This window comes from Rhizobium sp. P1_B8, assembly GCF_056406515.1.
In genome coordinates, this window is record NZ_JBFTZZ010000014.1 from 34,791 (window position 1) to 54,634 (window position 19,844).

Consider the following 19,844-nt stretch of genomic DNA (forward strand, 5'->3'; position numbering starts at 1 on the left):
CATCGCTCAGAGCGAACCGTCTGCGGCTGCCTTCATGTAGGTCTCGGTGAAGCGCAGTTTGACGTTGCCGGTGTCGCCGAGGATCTTGCCGTCCGGCATTTCAATGCCGATGACATCGGCCGACGGCGCGCCATTGCCGAGCAGGCCTCTTTCGAACAGGAAGTTGCGGACAAGATCCATTGTCTTCGGCAGGCTGCCCGAGGCAGTGAAGGCAACGGCATCGGCCGGCTTGGCAAACAGCTTGGTGGCGGCAAGCTGGGATTCGAAGCCCTTGAGATCGGTACCCGATGCCTGGCCCATCGCCTCGCGTGCAGCCTTGCCGTCGGCACTGTCGGCAGTCAGCAATGCTGCGGTTTCATACCAGATGCCGGCGAGTGCCTTGCCGAAATTCGGATTGTCCTTCAGCACGCCTGAATTGGCGACCATCAGGTCGATAATCTCGCCCGGCACTTGCGAGCTGTCGAAGACCTTCTTGGCCGTGGGATCCTCGAGGATGGTCGAGACCAGCGGGTTCCAGGTGACGACCGCGGTCACGTCAGCCGTCTTGTAAGCGGCGACCATATCGGCGTCGGAGGTGTTGACCACTTTCACGTCGCGCTCGGTTAGCTTGATGCTTTCGAGCGCGCGTGCGAGCAGGTAGTGCGAGACGGAAAATTCGACGAGATTGACGTTCTGCCCCTTGATGTCTGCAAGGCTCGCTTTGTCCTTGAGGATGACGGCATCATTGCCGTTCGAGAAGTCGCCGACGATGACGGCTGTGGTATCGACGCCGCCGGCAGCCGGGATCGACAGGCCGTCCATGTTGGTCAGCGTCACGGCATCGAAGGCGCCTGCGGTATACTGGTTCATCGATTCGACGTAGTCGTTGAACTGGGTCACCTCGATCTTGATGCCGTATTTGTCGGCCCATTTCTTGACGATGCCGTGATCAGCGGCATAACCCCAGGGCATCCAGCCAACATAGATCGACCAGGCGACCTTGAAGTCAGTCTTCTGTTCGGCCTTCGCGACGGAGCCGAGTCCCAGCGCCAGGGACGCCGTCAGCGCGGTAATCGATAGAATCTTCGAAAAGGTCTGCATTGAAATTCCCCTTTTGCTTTTCTTCAAAAGGGATCGGCAATGACCATCGTGCCGCCAATCCCTTGGCTTACGAGGTCTCCCGGGCTTTTGTCCCGCCGTGCACCCGGCGGGATGTCTCCCCTGCCGGTGGTAGCTCTCGGACCAGCCACGCCTTGCGACGCCGGAACCCTAGCCACCAACTCTGCAACTATCGAAGCAAAGTGTGTGCCAAATTATAAATCATTGATTTTATTGAGAGTGCGCTGGCATCAATTCCTTAGCAAATACAATAGTGCATGCACTTGCACATAAAATGTGCACATTCTGCCGCCACCGTAGGCGTTGGTCCTTTTTTGCCCAGTGAAAAACAAGTCGCAGGCAGAAACGCACAAGACGCCGAAGTGCGGCTGCCCTGAGCTAGTTCCGGAAAGCGCCGGCCGGGACCGTCGTCACCAGCCGGATGTCACGGCGGAAGTCCGACGGCGACATGCCGGCGATATGGCGGAAGGATTTGTTGAAGGCGCTGATCGAGCCGAAGCCGCTGTCCATCGCCACCTGCAGCACGTTGGCGCCCTCGCTCATCAGCATCGCCTGGGCGCGCGACAGCCGCAGCAGCGTCACATATTTGCTCAGCGTCATGCCGGTTGATCGCTTGAAAAGGTTCATCGCATATTTCGGATGCAGGTCGGCGGCGCGGGCGATATCGACCGAATCGATGTCGTGCAGGAAATTGGCGGCGATGAAATCGCACATGCGCGCGACGCTGCGCGAGGAATGCGGATACGGGTGATCGCCGTCGAGATTGATGGTCGCCTGCGACGTCATCGAATAGGGTTCGAGCGCGATCCGTTCGATGCGCAGCAGCAGCTCGTCGACGGCGTGCTGGGCCTTGGCGGGATCGCCTGAGTTGGCATAGCGGAACCAGCGGGTGAAGTTCTCGCTGTCGGCGGCATCCGTTGCCGAGGTCAGCAGCGTCTCGCCCTTCATCAGCCGGCTGGAAACGCTGATCGGCAGGCGCAGCCGGAAGAAATAGACGAGCGGCAGATGGGCGCCGGCATAGAGCGAATCATCCGAGGATTCGTCCATCTGATGCGGCTGACCACCCCAAAAGAGGCACATTTCGCCGGCGTTCAGCCGGAATTCGTGGTCGCTCATCCGGTAGTGCACGGTACCGCGCATCACGTAGTTGACCTCGACCTGTGCGTGCCAGTGCGGCATGGCCATAACAGGCGGATGGGCATGAAACATCTGCAGCGCTGTCGGCAAACCCTCGATGCTGCTCGCGCCGGGCTGGTAGATTGCACGTGTGCCGACCTTACTTTCCGCCAAATTCATGTTCCCTTTTTAGGAGACACCCGCTCCCTTACAGATAGTCTAACCGCGTTCGTGAAAGATCGGCAATTGAAAAGGGAGGATTTTCAATGCGCTTCAAACTTCTCGCTGCGACCGCAGCTGTCGCAGTGCTTGCTTCCGGCTCCGCATTCGCGCAGTCGGCCAATCTCACCATCTGGAGCTGGAATGTCGCTGCATCGGCATTGAAGTCCACGCTTCCAGGCTTCAACAAGCAGTTTCCCGATATCAAGATCACCGTAGAGGACCTCGGCAACAGCCAGGTCTTCGACAAGACGCTCGCTGCCTGCGCTGCCGGCGGCGACGGCCTGCCCGACATTGTCAGCATCGAGAATTTCGAAGCTGAAATCTTCTGGAGCCGTTTCCCGGATTGCTTCGCCAATCTGAAGGAGCTCGGCTACACGGCCGATATCCAGGCGAAATTCCCTGATTTCAAGCGCACCGAGCTTGAAGTCGGCGATGTCGCCTATGCCATGCCGTGGGATTCCGGTCCTGTCGCCGTCTTCTACCGCCGCGATCTGTACGAAAAGGCCGGCGTCGATCCGAGCACGATCAGCACCTGGGACGATTTCATCGCTGCCGGCAAAAAGATTTCCGCCGCCAATCCCGGCGTCGTCATGGCGCAGGCCGACTTCAACGGCGACAGCGAATGGTTTCGCATGATCGCCAACGAACAGGGCTGCGGCTACTACTCGACCGACGGTCAGAACATCACCATCAACCAGCCGGCCTGCGTCGCCTCGCTGCAAAAGGTGAAGGAGATGAAGGATGCCGGGACGCTGACGTCGGCCAACTGGGACGAAAAGATCCAGGCCAATACCGCCGGCAAAGCCGCAAGCCAGCTGTATGGCGGCTGGTATGAGGGCACCGTGCGCTCGACCTCTCCCGATCTCAAGGGCAAGTGGGGCGTCTACAGAATGCCGAGCCTGACCGCCGATGGCCCGCATGCGGCCAATCTCGGCGGTTCGTCGCTCGCCATTTCGGCGACATCCGCGAACAAGGAAGCCGCCTGGAAGTTCGTCAACTACGCCCTCGGCACGGATGAGGGCCAGATCACCATGCTGAAGGAATTCGGTCTGGTCCCGTCGCTGCTTTCGGCTGAGAAGGATCCCTTCGTCAATGAGCCGCAGCCCTATTGGGGCGGCCAGAAGGTCTGGGCGGATATTCTGGCGACACTGCCGAAGATCGTACCGAGCCGCGGCACCGCCTTCCAGAGCGATGCGGAAGCCATCTTCAAGGCAACGCAGACGAAGTTCTTCGCTGGCGGCTATCCCGATGCGAAGGCGGCTCTCGACGACGCCGCCAAGCAGATCGCTTCGGCGACCGGCCTCCCTATCGCGCAATGAATGACGATGCCGGGCGCTTCAGGCGCCCGGCTTTCCCCCGGTTTGCAAAGCGGCCGGTCATTCGTTCGTGAGGAGGAGGCTTGATGCCGTTCAGAACCCGGAGCGCCTATGCGTTCCTCGCCCCCTATCTGCTGGTCTTTGCCACCTTCTGGGTCTGGCCGATCATCAATTCGTTCCTGATTTCGTTTCAGAACACCCGAATCAATCCGTGGAAATTCAGTTTCCAGGCCAATTGGGGCCGGCTCTTCTATGACCCGGCTTTCTACAATGCTCTTTACAATACGCTGATCATCCTGCTGATTCAGGTGCCGGTGATGATCGCACTCGCGACGGTCATGGCGGTAATGCTCAATTCGCCGCTGCTGAAAGCGCGGCCGCTCTTCCGCTTCGCCTTCTTTGCGCCTGTCGTCGTCGGCGAGGTCGCCTATGCTGCCGTCTTCCGGCTGATGTTCAGCCTCGATTTCGGTATCATCAACAAGCTGATTTCAGCCGTCGGTCTGAGCCCGGTCTCCTGGTTCGACAATGCGAATGCCGCCATGGCGCTGATCATTCTCGCCGTCACATGGCGCTGGGCTGGCTACAACGCCATCATCATCCTCGCCGGTCTGCAGTCGATTCCCGACGATGTCTATGAGGCAGCGACACTCGACCGGGTGAGCAAGGTACAGCAATTCTTTCATATCACCCTGCCGCTTCTGAAACCGATCATCCTCTTCTGCGTGGTTCTTTCGGTGATCGGCACCATGCAGCTCTTCACCGAGCCCTTCCTGATCACCAATCGCGGCGGTCCTGGCGGCGGCACCGAGACGCTTGGCCTGCTACTTTATCGCCAGGGCTTCACCTCGCTGAACTTCGGCTATGCCTCGGCGATCGCCTATACGATGGCTGCCCTTGCCGTGGCGATCTCGCTTCTCAATCTCTGGGTCGGGAGGGATCCGAAATGAGATCCAAATCGCAATCCCTTCTGCTGCGTCAGATCGCGCTGCATGCCGCACTGGCGCCGCTTGCGATAATCTGGCTGTTTCCGCTCTGGATGATGTTCGTCTTCTCGACGATGCCCGACAACGGCATCTTCAGCCCTGACATCGTGCTCTGGCCATCGACCAACTTCGTCGAGAATTTCAAGAACCTGCAGGCCGATACCGATTTCATCGGCGCCATGGTGATCTCCGTCGGCGTCGCGCTCATCTATACGGTCCTGTCGGTACTGCTGACCTCGATGGCGGGCTGGGCGCTGGCGCGGTACCGTTTCGTCGGCCGCTCCATCGTCATCGCCATCATCCTCGGTACGATCACGCTGCCGTTTTCGGTGGTGGTGATCCCGCAATTCATCATGGTGGCACGCGAATTCAAGCTGGCAAACACCTGGGTGGCGCTGATCGTGCCACCGCTGTTCAATTCGCTCGGGGTGCTGTTCATGCGGCAATCCTTCTCGATGATGCCAGGCGAGCTCTTTGATGCCGCCCGGGTCGAGGGCGTCAAGGAATGGCAGATCTTCCTGCGCATCGCCCTGCCGCTGGCGCGTCCGACCATGGCGGCACTGGCGATCATCCTGTTCCTCGCCTCGTGGAACAACTATCTCTGGCCGCTGCTGATCAATTCCAAACCGGGAATGATGACGGCGCCGGTGGCACTGGGAACGCTGATCGGCCTCACCAAGGTGTCATGGGGCGGCATCATGGCCGGCGCGGTGCTGCTGACGGCGCCGATCCTTGTCGTCTTCGTGGCTCTCCAGCGCCATTTCATCGCCGGCATCGCGGCCGGCGCAATCAAATAATCGAACAATAGGGAGGCCGCATGGCAGAGCTTTCACTCAGCAATATCGTCAAGCGCTTCGGCGGCTTTGAGATCATCCACGGCGCCAATCTGGAGGTGAAGGACGGCGAATTCGTCGTCTTCGTCGGCCCCTCCGGCTGCGGCAAGTCCACGCTGCTCAGGATGATCGCCGGCCTCGAGGACATTACATCAGGCGAACTTCAGATCGGCGGCAGGGTGGTCAACGACGTCGAGCCGGCTGATCGCGGCATCGCCATGGTCTTCCAGTCCTATGCGCTCTATCCGCACCTGACCGTCGAGGAAAATTTGAGCTTCGGCCTGCGCATGAACGGCAATCCGAAGGCCGATACCGAGCGGCGCGTGCGCCATGTCGCCGAGATCCTGCAGATCACCGAGTTGATGAAGCGGCGACCGAAGCAGCTTTCCGGCGGCCAGCGCCAGCGCGTCGCAATTGGCCGAGCCATCGTCCGCGAACCCCAAGTCTTCCTGTTCGACGAACCTTTGTCGAACCTCGATGCGGAACTGCGCGTGCAGATGCGCGTCGAAATATCAAGACTGCACAAGCAGCTCGGCACGACGATGATCTACGTCACCCACGACCAGACGGAAGCGATGACACTCGCCGACAGGATCGTCGTGCTGCGCGCCGGCAATATCGAACAGATCGGCGCGCCGCTCGACCTTTACGACGACCCCGCAAACCAGTTCGTCGCCGGTTTCGTCGGTTCGCCGAAGATGAATTTCCTGAAGGCCGTGGTGGTTGACACGCAGCCGGGTCGGGTGGTGATTGCCCTGGAAAGCGACGCCAATACGCGCCTGCCGCTGCCTGTCGCCGTTCCGATCGAAGCCGGCGCAAAGGTGACGCTCGGGATCCGTCCCGAACATTTCGTCGATGCGGGGATGGGCGATGCCGACATCACCGTCACCATCGACGTCGCCGAACACCTCGGCAATACCAGCTACATCTACGCCACCATAGGTCCCGAGCAACTGATCATCGAGCGGCCGGAATCGCGCGTCGCCGGCAACCGCGAGACGCTGACAGTCGGCCTTCCCGCCAATCGCACATTCCTTTTCGACGGCGCCGGTAAACGGCTTCGCTGAACCAAATCCCAGGACAGAAAGACGAAAGAGGATTTTCCATGACTTCAGATCAACCGATCCGGTGGGGCATCATCGGCCCCGGCACCATCGCCCGCACCTTTGCCGATGGCGTCGCCCATTCTCGCACGGGGAAGCTGGTGGCGATCGCTACCCGCAATCCGGCAAAGCCAGGCCTTGCCGAAAACTTCCCCGGCGCCCGCATCGTCAATGGCTACGAGGCGCTGCTTTCCGACCCCGAGGTTGATGCTGTCTATATCTCCGTGCCCCATACCGGCCACGCCGAATGGGCGATCAAGGCGGCACGTGCCGGCAAGCACATCCTGGTGGAAAAGCCGATCGCACTCTCGGCCTACGATGCCGAAGCGGTTTATTACGAGGCGAAAAAAGCCGGCGTCTTTGCCGGGGAAGCCTTCATGTACCGCGTGCATCCGCAGACGGAGAAACTGGTCGAACTCGTCAAAAGCGGCGTCATCGGCACCGTTCGCATCATCCGCTCGAGCTTCGGCTTCAACATGGGCAGCTACAAGCCGGAACACCGGCTTTTCGCCAATGACACCGCCGGCGGCGGCATTCTCGATGTCGGCGGTTATCCGGTCTCGATGGCCAGACTGATTGCCGGCGCCGCAGAGGGCAAGGCCTTCCTCGAACCGGAGAAGGTCTCGGGCGTCGCCCATCTCGGAGAGAGCGGCGTCGATGAATGGGCATCTGCCGTGCTCAAGTTCCCGAACGAGATCATCGCCGAAGTCTCCTGCTCGATCATGGCCCAGCAGGACAATGTGTTGCGCATCATCGGCTCCGAGGGCCGGATCGAGGTCCAGGACTTCTGGTTTGCCTCCGGCCACAAGGGCGGCGTCGGCAAGATCGAGATCTTCAAGGGCGGCAGCCGAGAAACCGTCGAACTCAGGGAGGATCGCTGGCTCTATTCCTTTGAGGCGGACGCGGCAGGCGATGCCATCCGCGCCGGCAAGACCGAATTCAGCTCTCCAGGCATGAGCTGGGCAGATTCGATCGGAAACCTGCGAGTGCTCGACCAGTGGCGTGCCTCGGTCGGCCTCGAATACGGCGTGGAAAAAGCCAGCAAACGCACAGCAAACATTGCCGGCGGCGCGATCGCGCGCGGCAACAGCGTTCCGCAGCGTGAAATTCCCGGCATTTCCAAGCCGGCCTCGGTCGTGACCCTCGGCTTCGAGTTCTTTCCGAACTTCGCCTCTGCCTCGCTGACGCTCGACGCCTTCTACGAGGCCGGCGGCAATGCCTTTGACACGGCCTATGTCTATGGCGGTGGCAAGACGGAAGCGATCTTCGGCGACTGGCACACGAGCCGCAAGGTGCCGCGCGAGGAGATCGTGCTGATCGGCAAGGGCGCCCATTCGCCGCTCTGCTATCCCGATATAATCGCAAAGCAGCTCGACCAGTCGCTTTCCCGGCTGAAGACCGACTATGTCGACATCTATTTCATGCATCGCGACAACACCGACGTGCCCGTCGGCGAGTTCGTCGATGCCATGGATGCCGAGGTCAAGCGCGGACGCATCCGCGGCATATTCGGTGGTTCGAACTGGACGCGGGCGCGCTTCGACGAAGCGATCGCCTATGCCGAAAAGACCGGCAAGACGGCGCCGGCAGCGCTGTCCAACAACTTCTCGCTCGCCGAGATGCTCGACCCGATCTGGGCCGGCTGCGTTGCCGCTTCCGATGACGACTGGAAAAAGTGGCTGAACGACAAGCAGATCCCGAACTTCGCCTGGTCGAGCCAGGGTCGCGGCTTCTTTACCGATCGTGCCGGCCGCGACAAGCGGGATGATGAGGAAATCGTCCGGGTCTGGTATTCCGAGCGCAACTTCGGACGTCGCGACCGCGCCGTCGAGCTTGCCAACAAACTCGGCCGCAATCCGATCCACATCGCGCTTGCCTATGTGATCGCCCAGCCTTTCCCGGTCATTCCACTGATCGGGCCGCGCACCGTCGCCGAATTGGAAGACAGTCTCTCGGCACTCGACATCAAGCTGACGCCCGATCAGGTGAAGTGGCTGGAAGGCTGATGCAACAGCAAAGGGCGCGGTTTGAACCGCGCCCTTTGCTTTTCTACTTGCGCGGCTCGGAAGCTTTCTTCCTGGCCGCGTCGTCCATCAGCTCATACCACATGGCGTTGAGGACGGCGAAAGCCGCGGCCAGCGGCAGGCCGAGGATCCATGCAAAATACCACATCGTTTGGTCTCCCTCAGAGCAATTCCAGGAAAAGTGCGAAGCGGTTTTCCGTCCGGAATTGCGTAAAAACAAAAGGTTAGAGCGGTTCTCCTGAATCGCTCTAGTAAGCGTGACTGTTCTTGTCGGTGATCGACTTCTCATCGACCTTGCCCCACAGAACCTTGTAGACCCAGGCTGTGTAGGCGAAGATGATCGGCAGGAAGATCACCGTCACGACCAGCATGATGAACAGCGTCATGTGGCTGGAGGACGCATCCCAGACCGTCAGGCTCGATCGCGGATCAAGCGAGGAGGGCAGGATGAACGGGAACATCGACAAGCCGACCGTCGAGATGATGCCAAAGATCGCCACCTTGCTGAACAGCAGCGTCATGACCTCGCGCCTTGCCCGCATGGCGATGAACGCCAGCGCCGCGCCGACGAAGCCGAGGACGGGCGCGATGATCATCCAGGAATGAGCGGCGTAGTTGGTAAGCCACGCGCCTTTCTCAAGCGCCACGGTCTTCAGCAGCGGATTGGAGGGACCGATCGGGCTGATATCGCTGGTGATGCGATAGCCACCGACGCCGATCCACAGGAAGAGGCCGCCGAGTGCGAAAAGCATGATAACGGCAAGGGCGGCGATGCTGCCATAGGTTCTGGCACGCACGGCGACCGGGCCACTCGACTTCAACACCAGCCAGGCCGCACCATGCATCGTCAGCATGGCTAGCGAAAGCAGGCCGCAGAGCAGAGCATAGGGGTTGAGCAGGGCGAAGAACGAGCCCTCGTAGAAGATCCGCATATCGTCGGCAAAGCGAAAAGGCACGCCCTGTAGCACGTTGCCGACGGCAACGCCGAAGATCAGCGACGGCACGAAACCGCCGACGAACAGCGCCCAGTCCCAGCCGCTCCGCCAGCTGGCGCTTTCCCGCTTCGAACGATATTTGAAGCCGACTGGGCGCAGGATGAGCGCGAAGAGGATCGCGAACATCGCCAGATAGAAGCCCGAGAAGGACACCGCATAAAGCGGCGGCCAGGCAGCAAAGATGGCGCCGCCGCCGAGGATCAGCCAGACCTGATTGCCCTCCCAGGTGGCGCCGATGGTGTTGATCGCCACGCGCCGTTCCGTATCGGTCCGGGCAACGAAAGGCAGAAGGGTGCCGACGCCGAGATCGAAACCGCCTGTTGTCGCAAAGGCGATCAGCAGCACGCCGAGCAGCAGCCACCAGATGAGACGCAGGGTTTCATAGTCAATGAGTTCGTGAAGGATCATGGCAGGTCACTCCGCGGCGGGGATGAGGGTTTCGGAAATCAGAACCGCTTCCGGCTCGTCGTCCGGCTCCGGTCCTTGCTTGATTGCCTTGATCATCAGGCCCATCTCGATGACGATCAGCGTCGTGTAGAGCGCCGCAAAACCGATGATGGTCAGAAGCACGGTGTCGGCGCCAAGGCTGGAGACGGCGGCGGCCGTCGGCAACACGCCTTCGATCACCCAGGGCTGGCGGCCGAATTCGGCGACGACCCAGCCGAGTTCAATGGCAACCCAGGGCAGGGGGATCGCCAGCACGGCAATCTTCAGAAGCAACGGATATTTGTCGAGGTGGCGGCGCGCTGACAGCCAGAAGAAGGTGGCGGTCAGCAGGATGAAGAAGATACCGAGGCCGACCATGATGCGGAAGGACCAGAAGAGCGTCGGCACGTGCGGGATGGTATCGCGCGCGGCCTGAACGATCTGCTCCTCGGTCGCCCGGCGCGGATCGTCGACGTAGCGCTTCAGTAGAAGAGCATAACCAAGATCGTGGCCGAGATCCTCGAAGGAGCCGCGCACTTCCTGCGCAACCTGGTCCTGTGCCGGTGCCGAACGGATCTGCATCAACGCGTCGTAAGCCTTGATACCGTCCCGGATCCGGGTTTCGGCCTGCTGTTCGAGCTTGTCGATGCCGGGGATTTCGGTCGTCAGCGAGCGCGTGCCGATCAGGCCCATGACCCAGGGAATGTGCACGGCAAAATGCGTTTCGCGGGCTTCCTGGTCGGGGAAGCCGAAGGCGGTGAAGGCGGCCGGCGCCGGTTCCGTCTTCCACATGCCCTCGATTGCCGCGAGCTTCATCTTCTGGTTCTCGGTCGCGAGATAACCGCTCTCATCGCCAAGGACGACGACCGAAAGCGCCGAAGCGAGGCCGAAGGAGGCGGCGACCGTCATCGAACGCTTGGCAAGCTCGATATGCCGGCCCTTGATTATATACCAGGCCGAGACGCCGAGCACGAAGATCGAAGCGCAGACGTAACCTGCCGATACCGTATGGACGAATTTCGCCTGGGCCACCGGGTTGAAGACCACATCGAAGAAGCTTGTGATCTCCATGCGCATCGTTTGCGGATTGAGCGCCGATCCCACCGGGTTCTGCATCCAGCCATTGGCAATCAGGATCCACAGCGCCGAGAAGTTCGAGCCGAGCGCCACAGCCCAGGTGGCGACCAGATGGCCGACCTTCGACAGTTTGTCCCAGCCGAAGAAGAACAGCCCGACGAAGGTCGCCTCGAGGAAGAAGGCCATTAGGCCTTCGATCGCCAGCGGCGCACCGAAGATGTCGCCGACATAATAGCTGTAATAGCTCCAGTTCATGCCGAACTGGAACTCCATGACGATGCCGGTGGCGACGCCGATCACGAAATTGATGCCGAACAACGTGCCCCAGAATTTCGTCATCTGTCGCCAGATCTGGCGGCCGGTCATGACATAGACGGTTTCCATGATCGCCAGGAGCACGGACAGGCCGAGCGTCAAGGGCACGAACAGGAAGTGGTAAAGCGCCGTCAGCGCAAATTGGAAGCGCGAAAGTGCTACGATATCTAGTTCCATTGTCTTTCTCCCACGGTCCCACGCGGTACAGGGCGTTCCTCAGCGCCGACGGCGCGTGAGGGCATGCAATCTTGCCTAGATCCGGATGATTTTAGGCCGATCCGGTCTAAAATCTGAATCCGTATCTAAATCAAAGAAGTAGAGCATGATGTCGTCCGAAAACCGCTCACACTTTTCGGCATCATGCTCTAGTCCGGCCGAAGCCGGTCGAGCGCCTTTTCGAACGCCGCCTCTCCGCGGCGCGAAATTTCTGTGATGCGACCGCCTTCGATGACCGCGATGCGGTCTGCGATCGCAGCCTCGCGGCGGATATGCGTGGCGATCAGCAGCGAGCGGCCCGCCGCCATTGCCGAGAGACGGCGGAGCACGTCGCGGGCGGTGACGCCGTCAAGGCCCTCCGTCGGCTCATCGAGCAGCCAGAGTGGCGTGTCGCGCAGGAAGAGCCGGGCAAGCGCCAGCCGGCGCGACTGGCCACCGGAAAGGCCGATCCCGCCTTCGCCGAGCGGCGTATCGATCCCCCCCGGCATGGCCTCAATATCGGCAAGCAGGCCGGCAGCAGCGAGCGCTTCGCGAAGGCAGGCCTCACTCGCATTGGGGTTAGCGAGACAGAGGTTGCCGCGCAGGCTGTCTTCGAAGAGCTCCGTCCGTTGCGTCAGCAAGGTCGTCGCCATCACGGCAACACTTCCCGTCTTTGCCGGCAATTCGCCGGCAAGGAGGGCAAGCAGGCTCGACTTGCCGGCGCCGCTGCTGCCGATGATGGCCAGGTGTTCGCCTTGTTGAAGCGCGAGCTCGATGCCCTGGAGCGCCGGCACGGCGGAGTTTTCATGGAAGGCTGATACGTTCGCCAGCGAAAAAGCGCATCCCGGCAACGGCGCCGCCAATGCTCCAGGTGCCGCCGCGACGGCAAGCCGCGGCGCGATACGCCTTGCCGCAAGCAGCGTCCTGCCGAGTTCCAGGGCACCGCGGCGCAGCGCAGCGAAGGGTTCGACTGCCGCAAAGGCGACAAGCAGGCCGAGTGCGGCGACAGGAGCGGTAATCACCTTCGTTTCCGCAAGTACCGCAACGGCAAGCAGCGATGCTGTGAGCAGCACGGTGGAGACAAGGCCGAAGCCGAATGTCAGGAGGGTCTCGACGCGGTTCAACCGGTCGTCGGCGCGAGCGGCGTAACGATCGGCCGCGGTAATCGCCTTCCTCTGCGCCGTAAGGCGGCCGGCCATCAGCAGATCGGTCTGGCCAGCGACAAGATCGATCGTTCGAGACCGCAGCGCCTCGATGCCATGGGCGCGTTGGCGGGCATGTTTGCGCGCCGCCCGGCCGGCAATCAACGGCAGGCCAAGGCCGGCACCGGCGAGAAAAAGGCCGAAGCACAGGCCGAACAAGGGATGGATCAGCCCCAGCACGAGGCTTGCCGCCAGTGCTGCACCGATCGCGACAGCAGCCGGCACGAGGATGCGCAGGTAGAGGGAATCGAGCGCATCGATATCGGCCGTCAGACGGAAGAGCAGCCGTGCGGGACGGTGTGCTAGCGCGCGGGCAGCACTCGGTTCGGCAAAGCCGCGAAACAGCCTTTCGCGCAGGGCGGCGAGCACGCCGAGCGTTGCATCATGGGTCGCAAGCCTTTCGCCGTAGCGTGCGACTGTGCGGACAATGGCGAGAAGGCGGATGCCGGCTGACGGCGCAAAGACGTCGAAGGTGATGGCGACAGCGGCCGAAAGGCCGGCGAGCGAGGTGGCGGTGATGAACCAGCCGGACAGGCCGAGCAGGGCGATGCCAGCTGTCATCGTCGCCGCCGAAAGGGCTGCGCCGAGCAGCAGCGCACGCCGGCGCTCGGCAAGGAACAGACGCAGGATCGGCTTGAGGTCTGCAGCAAATCCGCTCATTCGGCGGCCTCCCTCATGACGATGTCTGCATCGACGCGCATGGCGCGATGCATGCGGGCGGCAAGCAGCGGATCGTGAGTCGCAACGATCAAAGTACGGCCCCTGGAGAGCGAAAGCAGGCTCTCGGCAACCTCGGCGGCTGTGGCGGCGTCGAGATGCGCCGTCGGCTCGTCGGCCAGGATGATCCGGAGATGCGGGTTGCAGGCGGCCCGGGCGATCGCAAGCCGCAACGCCTCGCCGCCGGAAAGTCCGATCCCGCCTTCGCCAAGCGGCCGGTTGCCATAGGCGGCGGCGACTTTTTCGAGCTTGGCGGCGCCGAGCGCATCCGTCACGTCGCCACTTGAGATACCGGGCCTGCCGAGCGCGAGATTGCCGGCGATGGTGCCTGCGAAAATATGCGGTCTCTGGCCGATCCATGCCATGTTGGCCCGTAAGGCGGCAGCGGTGTCATCCGCAAGTTCGATGCCGCCGATGACGATGCGTCCGCCGGTACAGGGCGTCAGCCCCGATATGAGCGAAAGAAGCGTCGACTTGCCGGAACCGCTTGCGCCGAGAAGCGCCAGATGTTCGCCGGCCGCGATATCGAGGTTGAAACCGTCAAGGATCAACGGTTCGGCGATGTTGTAACGGAAATCAACATTCTCAAGACGGATGGCCGGCGCTTCGACGATGGCAGATGCTGGCGCGACTTCGGTTGCGCCTCGGATGGACAGGCCGCCGGCAGCGAGGGCGTCCAGGGCTTTCAACGCCGCTTCGCCGGCCGCCCGATCGTGCCAGACAGCCGCGAGTTCGCGCAGGGGCTCGAAGAAGGCCGGTGCCAGCAGCAGGATGAACAGTCCCTCGGTCAGGTCGAGCCGGCCCACCCAAGTGCCGAAGCGGATCTCGCCGAGCAGGCTGAAACCGACATAGACGGCAATCATCGCCACGCCGAGTGCGGCGAAAAGCTCGAGCACCGCCGAGGACAGAAAGGCGATCTTCAGCACTGCCATGGTGCGCACACGCAGCGACTCCGCCTCCGACCGCAGGCGCAGTGCCGTTGCATCGACTGCGTCGAGCGCACGGATGGTCGCCAGTCCGCGCAGCCGATCGAGCAGGAAGCCGTTGAGGCCGCCGGTGGCGGCGAGTTGCCTTTCGCTGGCCGCCTGGGCACGCCAGCCGATCAGCGCCATGAAGATAGGGATCAGCGGCGCGGCAAACAGCAAAACCAGCGCGGCGACCCAGGAGACCGGCAGAATGAAGGCAAGGATGATGAGCGGCACGAGGCTCGCCTTCATGCGCGCCGGCTGGAAACGGGCAAGGTAGGGCACGATCAGTTCGGCCTGTTCGCCAAGCACGCTTGCGGCTTTGCCGGAGGCAGGCCGGCCGCGATCGATGGGCGACGACATGGAAAGTGCCGCGGCGGCAATCTGCCGCCTGCGGCTGAGCTCAGCGCGAGCGGCTTGAAAGGCCAGGCGGCCACCAGCCGCGTCGAGACAGCTTCTTGCAAATCCGAGGGCGAGGATGCCGAGGGCTGGCCAGAGGACGTCATGCAATCCGCCGCCATCGGCGATGCGGCCAACCGAGACGGCCAATAACCCCGCCTGCGGGATCCAGACGGCAGGGGCCAGCGCCTGCAGCATTGCCGCTCTGCGCAGCCCGCCTTTCGCATCATCTGGACCGGTGACGGGCGAGACTGCATCGCCGTCCGGCAACGGCTCGGCCGCTTGTCTGTCCTTCGCGTCGAAGAAAGCAGTGCCCATGGCGCTAACTCTTGTTCGCAGGATTCGGCCGGCGGCTGCGGCCGAGCGAAACGACCCGGTCCTTGGCCTCCAGAAGCTTGGTCACTTTCGCGCCCAGCGAGAGTAGCGTTGCAAGCCTTTCTGTTTCAAGTTGTTTTACGTCCTCATACCAATGCGTCAGCTGCTCGATCAGCGTGTGCATCTCGCTCATGCGTTGCTGCGCATGGCGCTCGGCTTCGCTGGCCGGCCGTTGCATCAGGATCTCACGCAGAACCGACAGCGTCGGATCGACTTCACGCTTCTTTCTCTCTTCAGCAAGCGTCCTCAATATGTGCCAGACATCATCCGGCGTGGTGAAGAAATCGCGGCGATCGTCCGGCTTGTGTTTCAGGATGACGAGGTTCCAGGCCTGCAGTTCGCGCAGGCTCATCGAAACATTGGAACGCGAGATGCCGAGCGACTCGGCGATCTCCTCCGCGCAGACCGGTGCGGGCGAAACGAAGAGCAGGGCATAGATCTGGCCGACCGTGCGGTTGATTCCCCAACGCGACCCCATTTCGCCGAAATGGAGAACGAAGGACTGGACGAGAGGCGGAAGGTTCATGGTCATTTCCGTTGCGTCTGTGATTTCAGAAATTTCTGAAATCACTATACTGACTTTCGCGTCTCGCCGGCAATCGGCAAGGCAGGCCTGCGTCAATTTGGATATCCCTTCGTCGATCGTTGGCTAGATATAGCCGGGTGCGACGTGGCTGGATTTGACTTGGGTCAAGTCCACAGCACTTTGCGGCGATGACACAGAAACGCCCGGCGGTGCGTTACGCATGCCGGGCGTTCTGTCGGATCGCGATGTCTAGGTCGCGGCCTAGTTAATGCCGTAAGGCTCAGATCAAGCCGGCCAGGATGCCGACGCCGGCAATGGCGGCAATGCCACCTGCCGTGCGCGTCACGAAGACGCCCTGGCGTTCACCGGCGCGGCCGATGATGTAACCAATGGCGAGACCGGCGACATGCAGCAGCGCCGTCGCGGCCATGAAGCCGGCAGCATAGGCGGCACCGGCGGCATTTTCCGGCATTTCGGCGCCGTGTGCATGACCGTGGAAGATGGCGAAGAGACCGATGATGCCGAGTGCTGCGGCGAGCGGCGCCTTGACGTTGAGCGCAACAACGGCGCCGAGGACGACGACGGAAAGCGCGATGCCAATTTCAACGAAGGGAACATGAATGCCGGCAACGCCGAGAGCACCACCGAGTGCCATAACCAGAACAAAGGTCGTCGGCACGAGCCAGGTGGCGCGGCCGCCGAGCTGAAATGCGAAAACACCGACCATCACCATGGCGAGGACATGATCGAGGCCAGACATCGGATGGGCAAAGCCATGGCTGAAGCCGGCAGCTTCGCCGACGGCGGGATGGGCGGAGGCGACGGCTGGAAGCGCTGCGGCAGCCAAGGCAAGCAGGCCGCTCTTGATTGCTGATTTCATTGCTGGATTCCCTCGTGAGTTTTCGAATATCCTGCGGCGGCCGAACACCGGCATGGTTCCAAGTCGCGCGCATTACGCTAGTTCAAAGAATTCTCGCCGTCAACGAAAACTCCATGAAATACAAACCAATTCAAGTGCTTATCTGAGAGGCAGATGCTGCTTTCGATAGCTCCTTCCAACGCCCAGCGACTCAAGATCGAACTGGAAACGGTCCCCCACAGAGGCTATCAATCGTCCGGCAGAGACGGCGCAGACCGCCGTGATGGAGGAGACGCCATGACGAATACCAAACGGGCGCTGGCGATCAGCGCGCCCGAGCCGCGCACGCTCGATCTGATCTTCAGCGACAGCGCGCGCGCCGAACTGCATGCGAAATATGAGATCGTCGAGGCCGATCCGGAGAACATCGCCGGTCTCGGCGACGAGATCCTCGGCAAGGCGCGCTACATCATCGGGCAGCCGCCGCTTTCGGCCGACACGCTGGGACGTATGCCGGACTTGCGCTCGATCCTGAATGTCGAAAGCAATCTTCTCAACAACATGCCCTATGAGGTGCTCTTCCAGCGCGGCATCCATGTCGTGACGACAGGCCAGGTCTTTGCCGAGCCGGTCGCCGAAATCGGCCTCGGCTTCGCACTGGCCTTGGCGCGCGGCATCGTCGATGCGGACGTCGCCTTCCGTCAGGGCACCGAACTCTGGGGCGGCGAGGGCAATTCGAGTGCGCGGCTGCTCGCCGGTTCCGAGATCGGCATCGTCGGCTTCGGCGATCTTGGCAAGGCGCTGCGCCGGGTCCTGTCCGGCTTCAGGGCCCGCATCAGAGTGTTCGATCCCTGGCTGCCGCGCTCGATCCTCGAGGAAAACGGCGTCGAGCCGGCAAGCCTGGAGGACATCCTGACGAAGAGCGATTTCATCTTCGTCGTCGCCGCCGTCACCAGCGAAAATAAGGGATTTCTCAGCACGGAGGCCTTTGCCAGCATGCGCAAAGGCGCGGCCTTCATCCTCCTCAGCCGCGCCGATGTCGTCGATTTCGATGCGCTGATGGCGGCCGTTTCCTCGGGCCACATCGTCGCGGCGAGCGACGTCTACCCGCAAGAGCCGCTGCCGCCCGATCATCCGGTGCGAAGCCTGAAAGGTTTCATCCGCTCGGCGCATAGGGCCGGAGCACTCGACAGCGCCTTCAAGAAGATGGGCGACATGGTGCTCGAAGACATGGACCTGATGGATCGCGGCCTGCCGCCGATGCGGTGCAAGCGGGCGGAACGCGAAACAGTCTCCCGCATGCGTTCCAAACCGGTCGCGGTGAATTAAAGCATGTCGCGCAAAAGTGTGCGGCGGTTTTGCGATAACGACATGCGTGAAAATAAGAATCTAAAGCGCAAGGAGCGGATCTGAAAGATTGCGACGCGCTTTAGAGCAAAATGCTGATTTGGCGCGTCGCGTTAGGCGGCGCGCTGTTCGGCACCCTGGATCGCCGCAAGCTTCCAATCGGCGCCAGACCTGCGCACGAAGGTCCAAACCTCGGTGCTTTCGCTCGGGCGGCGGTCGTCGCCGGAAACCACGCGGCCGCCGTCGCGTTCGACCATGGCGTCGATCGAGGAATAACGCATGGCGAGCGTCGCATATTCCTGGCCGTCTTCGCGCCAGGCCTCGGCGATGTCGCCCTGCAGCAGCTTGACGTCGGAGACGCGGTTGCGCACGCCGTTGGTAGCGTTTTCGCCGAGTTCCTCGGCAAGATAGGACATCGCCTCGGGCGTCGTCAGCCGGCGCAAGGTGCCGTAATCCTCGGCGCCGTAAGCGGTCTGCACTTGGGTGAGCAGTTCCTCGAACTGATCGAGATCGGCCTGCGCCAGCCCGATCTCGTCGCTCGGTCGATTGCCGCGCGACGGCTGGCCGGAACCGGCGCCCGAACCGATCGTCGGGATGTTGAAGGACGAATTGTTCGTGGGCGACATGTTATAGGACTGGCTCTGGCCGCCGACGCCGTAGGAAGGCTGGCGACGGTTGGCGAAATAACGCATGGCGAGCATGACGGCGCCGCCGATCAAGACGATCTGCAGCAGCATGCCGAGAAAACCGAAGCCGCCGCCGAAACCGTGACCGAGCAGCATGCCGAGAAGGCCGCCGGCAATCAGGCCGCCGATCATCGAACGGCCGAATCCGCCGAAGAGACCGGGGCGCTGAGCGCCGAGGGGCTGTTGCGCGGTAGCAGGCGCGGTGGTCTGCGGACGTGGCGTCATCGACCTTTCGATCGGTGCTGCGGTTCCAGGCGCGGTGCTGGTGACAGGCGGTGCCTGGAAGGTGCGCGTGCCGCGGCTTCCGAAACCGCCGCTTCCGGCGCGGCGCGCCTCGGCATCGTCAAGGGAAGCAAAAACGGTAGCGCTCGTCAGAGCGGCAATTGCCGCGATCTTGGCAAAACGCGAAACGGCACTTGGCATTCCTGATCTCCTGTCATGCGCAATCACGGCATGTTGAGACCTAATATAGGTAGTCTTTCCTCCGTGTGAAGCTCTTCAGCTCCGTTACTGACAGACGTCGACCCAGCTGGCGCCAGTCAGCTCAGCCAGCCGTCCGGTTTCGATGCGCACGGCCGAGTTCGTCGAGCCGGCCGCCGGCACGACTTCATCGAAGCGTTTCAATGAGATATCGCAATAGATAGGCAGCGGCGAGGGCAGGCCGAAGGGACAGACGCCGCCGACCGGATGGCTGGTGACCGCTACGACCTCTTCGGCATCGAGCATGCGCCCCTTGGCTCCGAACGTGTCCTTGAACTTGCGATTGTCGAGCCGCGCCGTGCCACCGGCAACGACCAGCATCATCTGCTCGCCGACACGCAGGCAGATCGTCTTGGCGATCTGGGCCGGCTCGACGCCATGGGCTTCGGCGGCAAGTGCCACCGTCGAGGAACTCTCGGCGGTTTCGATGATTTCGATATCGGGTGCGTGGGCACTGAGAAAGGCGCGGACAGATTCAAGGCTCATGGCGCAATGCTAGACCAGGAAAAGCGCAATTTGAAGCGTAAAAGACGCCCGTCGAAAACCGCCGCTTGCAAGTCGTGCAGACATCGTCATAATAATTTT

Annotated in this window: 17 protein-coding genes and 1 riboswitch; of the genes, 6 read left to right on the forward strand and 11 right to left on the reverse strand. The window is 61.8% G+C overall.

From position 1 onward, the window contains the following. Positions 1 to 6 precede the first annotated feature (6 nt). Positions 7 to 1,080, reverse strand: a complete 1,074-nt coding sequence (locus AC1D2N_RS17305) for a putative urea ABC transporter substrate-binding protein (RefSeq protein WP_130654138.1) — start codon at positions 1,078 to 1,080, stop codon at positions 7 to 9. 74 nt (positions 1,081 to 1,154) lie between these two features. Continuing rightward, positions 1,155 to 1,263, reverse strand: a riboswitch (guanidine-I (ykkC/yxkD leader). A 213-nt stretch (positions 1,264 to 1,476) separates the two neighbouring features. Beyond that, complete coding sequence (locus tag AC1D2N_RS17310; protein ID WP_130654139.1) at positions 1,477 to 2,394, reverse strand: helix-turn-helix domain-containing protein; 918 nt, start codon at positions 2,392 to 2,394, stop codon at positions 1,477 to 1,479. Between the two features lie 86 nt (positions 2,395 to 2,480). Between AC1D2N_RS17310 and AC1D2N_RS17315 the strand changes: the two genes are divergently transcribed. The 5 genes from AC1D2N_RS17315 (at position 2,481) to AC1D2N_RS17335 (ending at position 8,677) form a co-directional block, all read left to right on the forward strand. Next, positions 2,481 to 3,755, forward strand: a complete 1,275-nt coding sequence (locus AC1D2N_RS17315; RefSeq protein ID WP_018247019.1) for an extracellular solute-binding protein — start codon at positions 2,481 to 2,483, stop codon at positions 3,753 to 3,755. Between the two features lie 83 nt (positions 3,756 to 3,838). Then, positions 3,839 to 4,699, forward strand: coding sequence for a carbohydrate ABC transporter permease (locus tag AC1D2N_RS17320; protein WP_018247018.1), 861 nt, complete (start codon positions 3,839 to 3,841; stop codon positions 4,697 to 4,699). Then, entirely contained in the window at positions 4,696 to 5,532 is an 837-nt protein-coding gene (locus tag AC1D2N_RS17325; RefSeq protein WP_018247017.1) for a carbohydrate ABC transporter permease, read from the forward strand. The genes AC1D2N_RS17320 and AC1D2N_RS17325 overlap by 4 nt, the downstream gene beginning before the upstream one ends. A 20-nt stretch (positions 5,533 to 5,552) precedes the next feature. Next, positions 5,553 to 6,635, forward strand: a complete 1,083-nt coding sequence (locus AC1D2N_RS17330) for an ABC transporter ATP-binding protein (protein WP_130654140.1) — start codon at positions 5,553 to 5,555, stop codon at positions 6,633 to 6,635. Positions 6,636 to 6,673: 38 nt separating this feature from the next. Continuing rightward, positions 6,674 to 8,677 carry an aldo/keto reductase gene (locus AC1D2N_RS17335; protein WP_477981664.1) on the forward strand — a complete coding sequence of 668 codons (2,004 nt, stop codon included), beginning with the start codon at positions 6,674 to 6,676 and terminating at the stop codon, positions 8,675 to 8,677. Positions 8,678 to 8,720: 43 nt separating this feature from the next. Here the strand turns inward: AC1D2N_RS17335 and cydX are convergent, their stop codons facing one another. The 7 genes from cydX to AC1D2N_RS17370 form a co-directional block, all read right to left on the reverse strand. Further along, positions 8,721 to 8,843, reverse strand: a complete 123-nt coding sequence (gene cydX, locus AC1D2N_RS17340) for a cytochrome bd-I oxidase subunit CydX (RefSeq protein WP_017957645.1) — start codon at positions 8,841 to 8,843, stop codon at positions 8,721 to 8,723. A gap of 100 nt (positions 8,844 to 8,943) precedes the next feature. Continuing rightward, positions 8,944 to 10,098 carry a cytochrome d ubiquinol oxidase subunit II gene (cydB, locus tag AC1D2N_RS17345; protein WP_130654142.1) on the reverse strand — a complete coding sequence of 385 codons (1,155 nt, stop codon included), beginning with the start codon at positions 10,096 to 10,098 and terminating at the stop codon, positions 8,944 to 8,946. A 6-nt stretch (positions 10,099 to 10,104) separates the two neighbouring features. Continuing rightward, positions 10,105 to 11,685 (reverse strand): cytochrome ubiquinol oxidase subunit I, encoded by a 1,581-nt coding sequence (locus AC1D2N_RS17350; RefSeq protein WP_130654143.1) that lies wholly within the window; start codon positions 11,683 to 11,685, stop codon positions 10,105 to 10,107. A gap of 188 nt (positions 11,686 to 11,873) precedes the next feature. Beyond that, positions 11,874 to 13,565: an amino acid ABC transporter ATP-binding/permease protein gene (locus tag AC1D2N_RS17355; RefSeq protein WP_130654144.1), complete on the reverse strand. Its 1,692-nt coding sequence runs from the start codon at positions 13,563 to 13,565 to the stop codon at positions 11,874 to 11,876. Next, the gene (gene cydD, locus AC1D2N_RS17360; protein WP_130654145.1) at positions 13,562 to 15,304 is read right to left on the reverse strand and encodes a thiol reductant ABC exporter subunit CydD; all 1,743 of its coding nucleotides are present in this window, start codon (positions 15,302 to 15,304) and stop codon (positions 13,562 to 13,564) included. The genes AC1D2N_RS17355 and cydD overlap by 4 nt, the downstream gene beginning before the upstream one ends. 4 nt (positions 15,305 to 15,308) lie before the next feature. Next, the gene (locus tag AC1D2N_RS17365; RefSeq protein ID WP_018448951.1) at positions 15,309 to 15,887 is read right to left on the reverse strand and encodes a GbsR/MarR family transcriptional regulator; all 579 of its coding nucleotides are present in this window, start codon (positions 15,885 to 15,887) and stop codon (positions 15,309 to 15,311) included. A 280-nt stretch (positions 15,888 to 16,167) separates the two neighbouring features. Continuing rightward, complete coding sequence (locus tag AC1D2N_RS17370; protein ID WP_130654146.1) at positions 16,168 to 16,767, reverse strand: HupE/UreJ family protein; 600 nt, start codon at positions 16,765 to 16,767, stop codon at positions 16,168 to 16,170. A gap of 276 nt (positions 16,768 to 17,043) precedes the next feature. Between AC1D2N_RS17370 and AC1D2N_RS17375 the strand changes: the two genes are divergently transcribed. Further along, a complete protein-coding gene (locus AC1D2N_RS17375; RefSeq protein ID WP_130654147.1) occupies positions 17,044 to 18,075 on the forward strand; it encodes a hydroxyacid dehydrogenase in 1,032 nt (343 codons plus the stop codon). A 131-nt stretch (positions 18,076 to 18,206) separates the two neighbouring features. Here the strand turns inward: AC1D2N_RS17375 and AC1D2N_RS17380 are convergent, their stop codons facing one another. Together AC1D2N_RS17380 and AC1D2N_RS17385 are read right to left on the reverse strand one after the other, a co-directional pair. Further along, positions 18,207 to 19,202: a Tim44 domain-containing protein gene (locus tag AC1D2N_RS17380; protein WP_130654148.1), complete on the reverse strand. Its 996-nt coding sequence runs from the start codon at positions 19,200 to 19,202 to the stop codon at positions 18,207 to 18,209. A gap of 84 nt (positions 19,203 to 19,286) precedes the next feature. Next, positions 19,287 to 19,745: a YbaK/EbsC family protein gene (locus AC1D2N_RS17385; RefSeq protein ID WP_003549231.1), complete on the reverse strand. Its 459-nt coding sequence runs from the start codon at positions 19,743 to 19,745 to the stop codon at positions 19,287 to 19,289. Positions 19,746 to 19,844 lie beyond the last annotated feature (99 nt).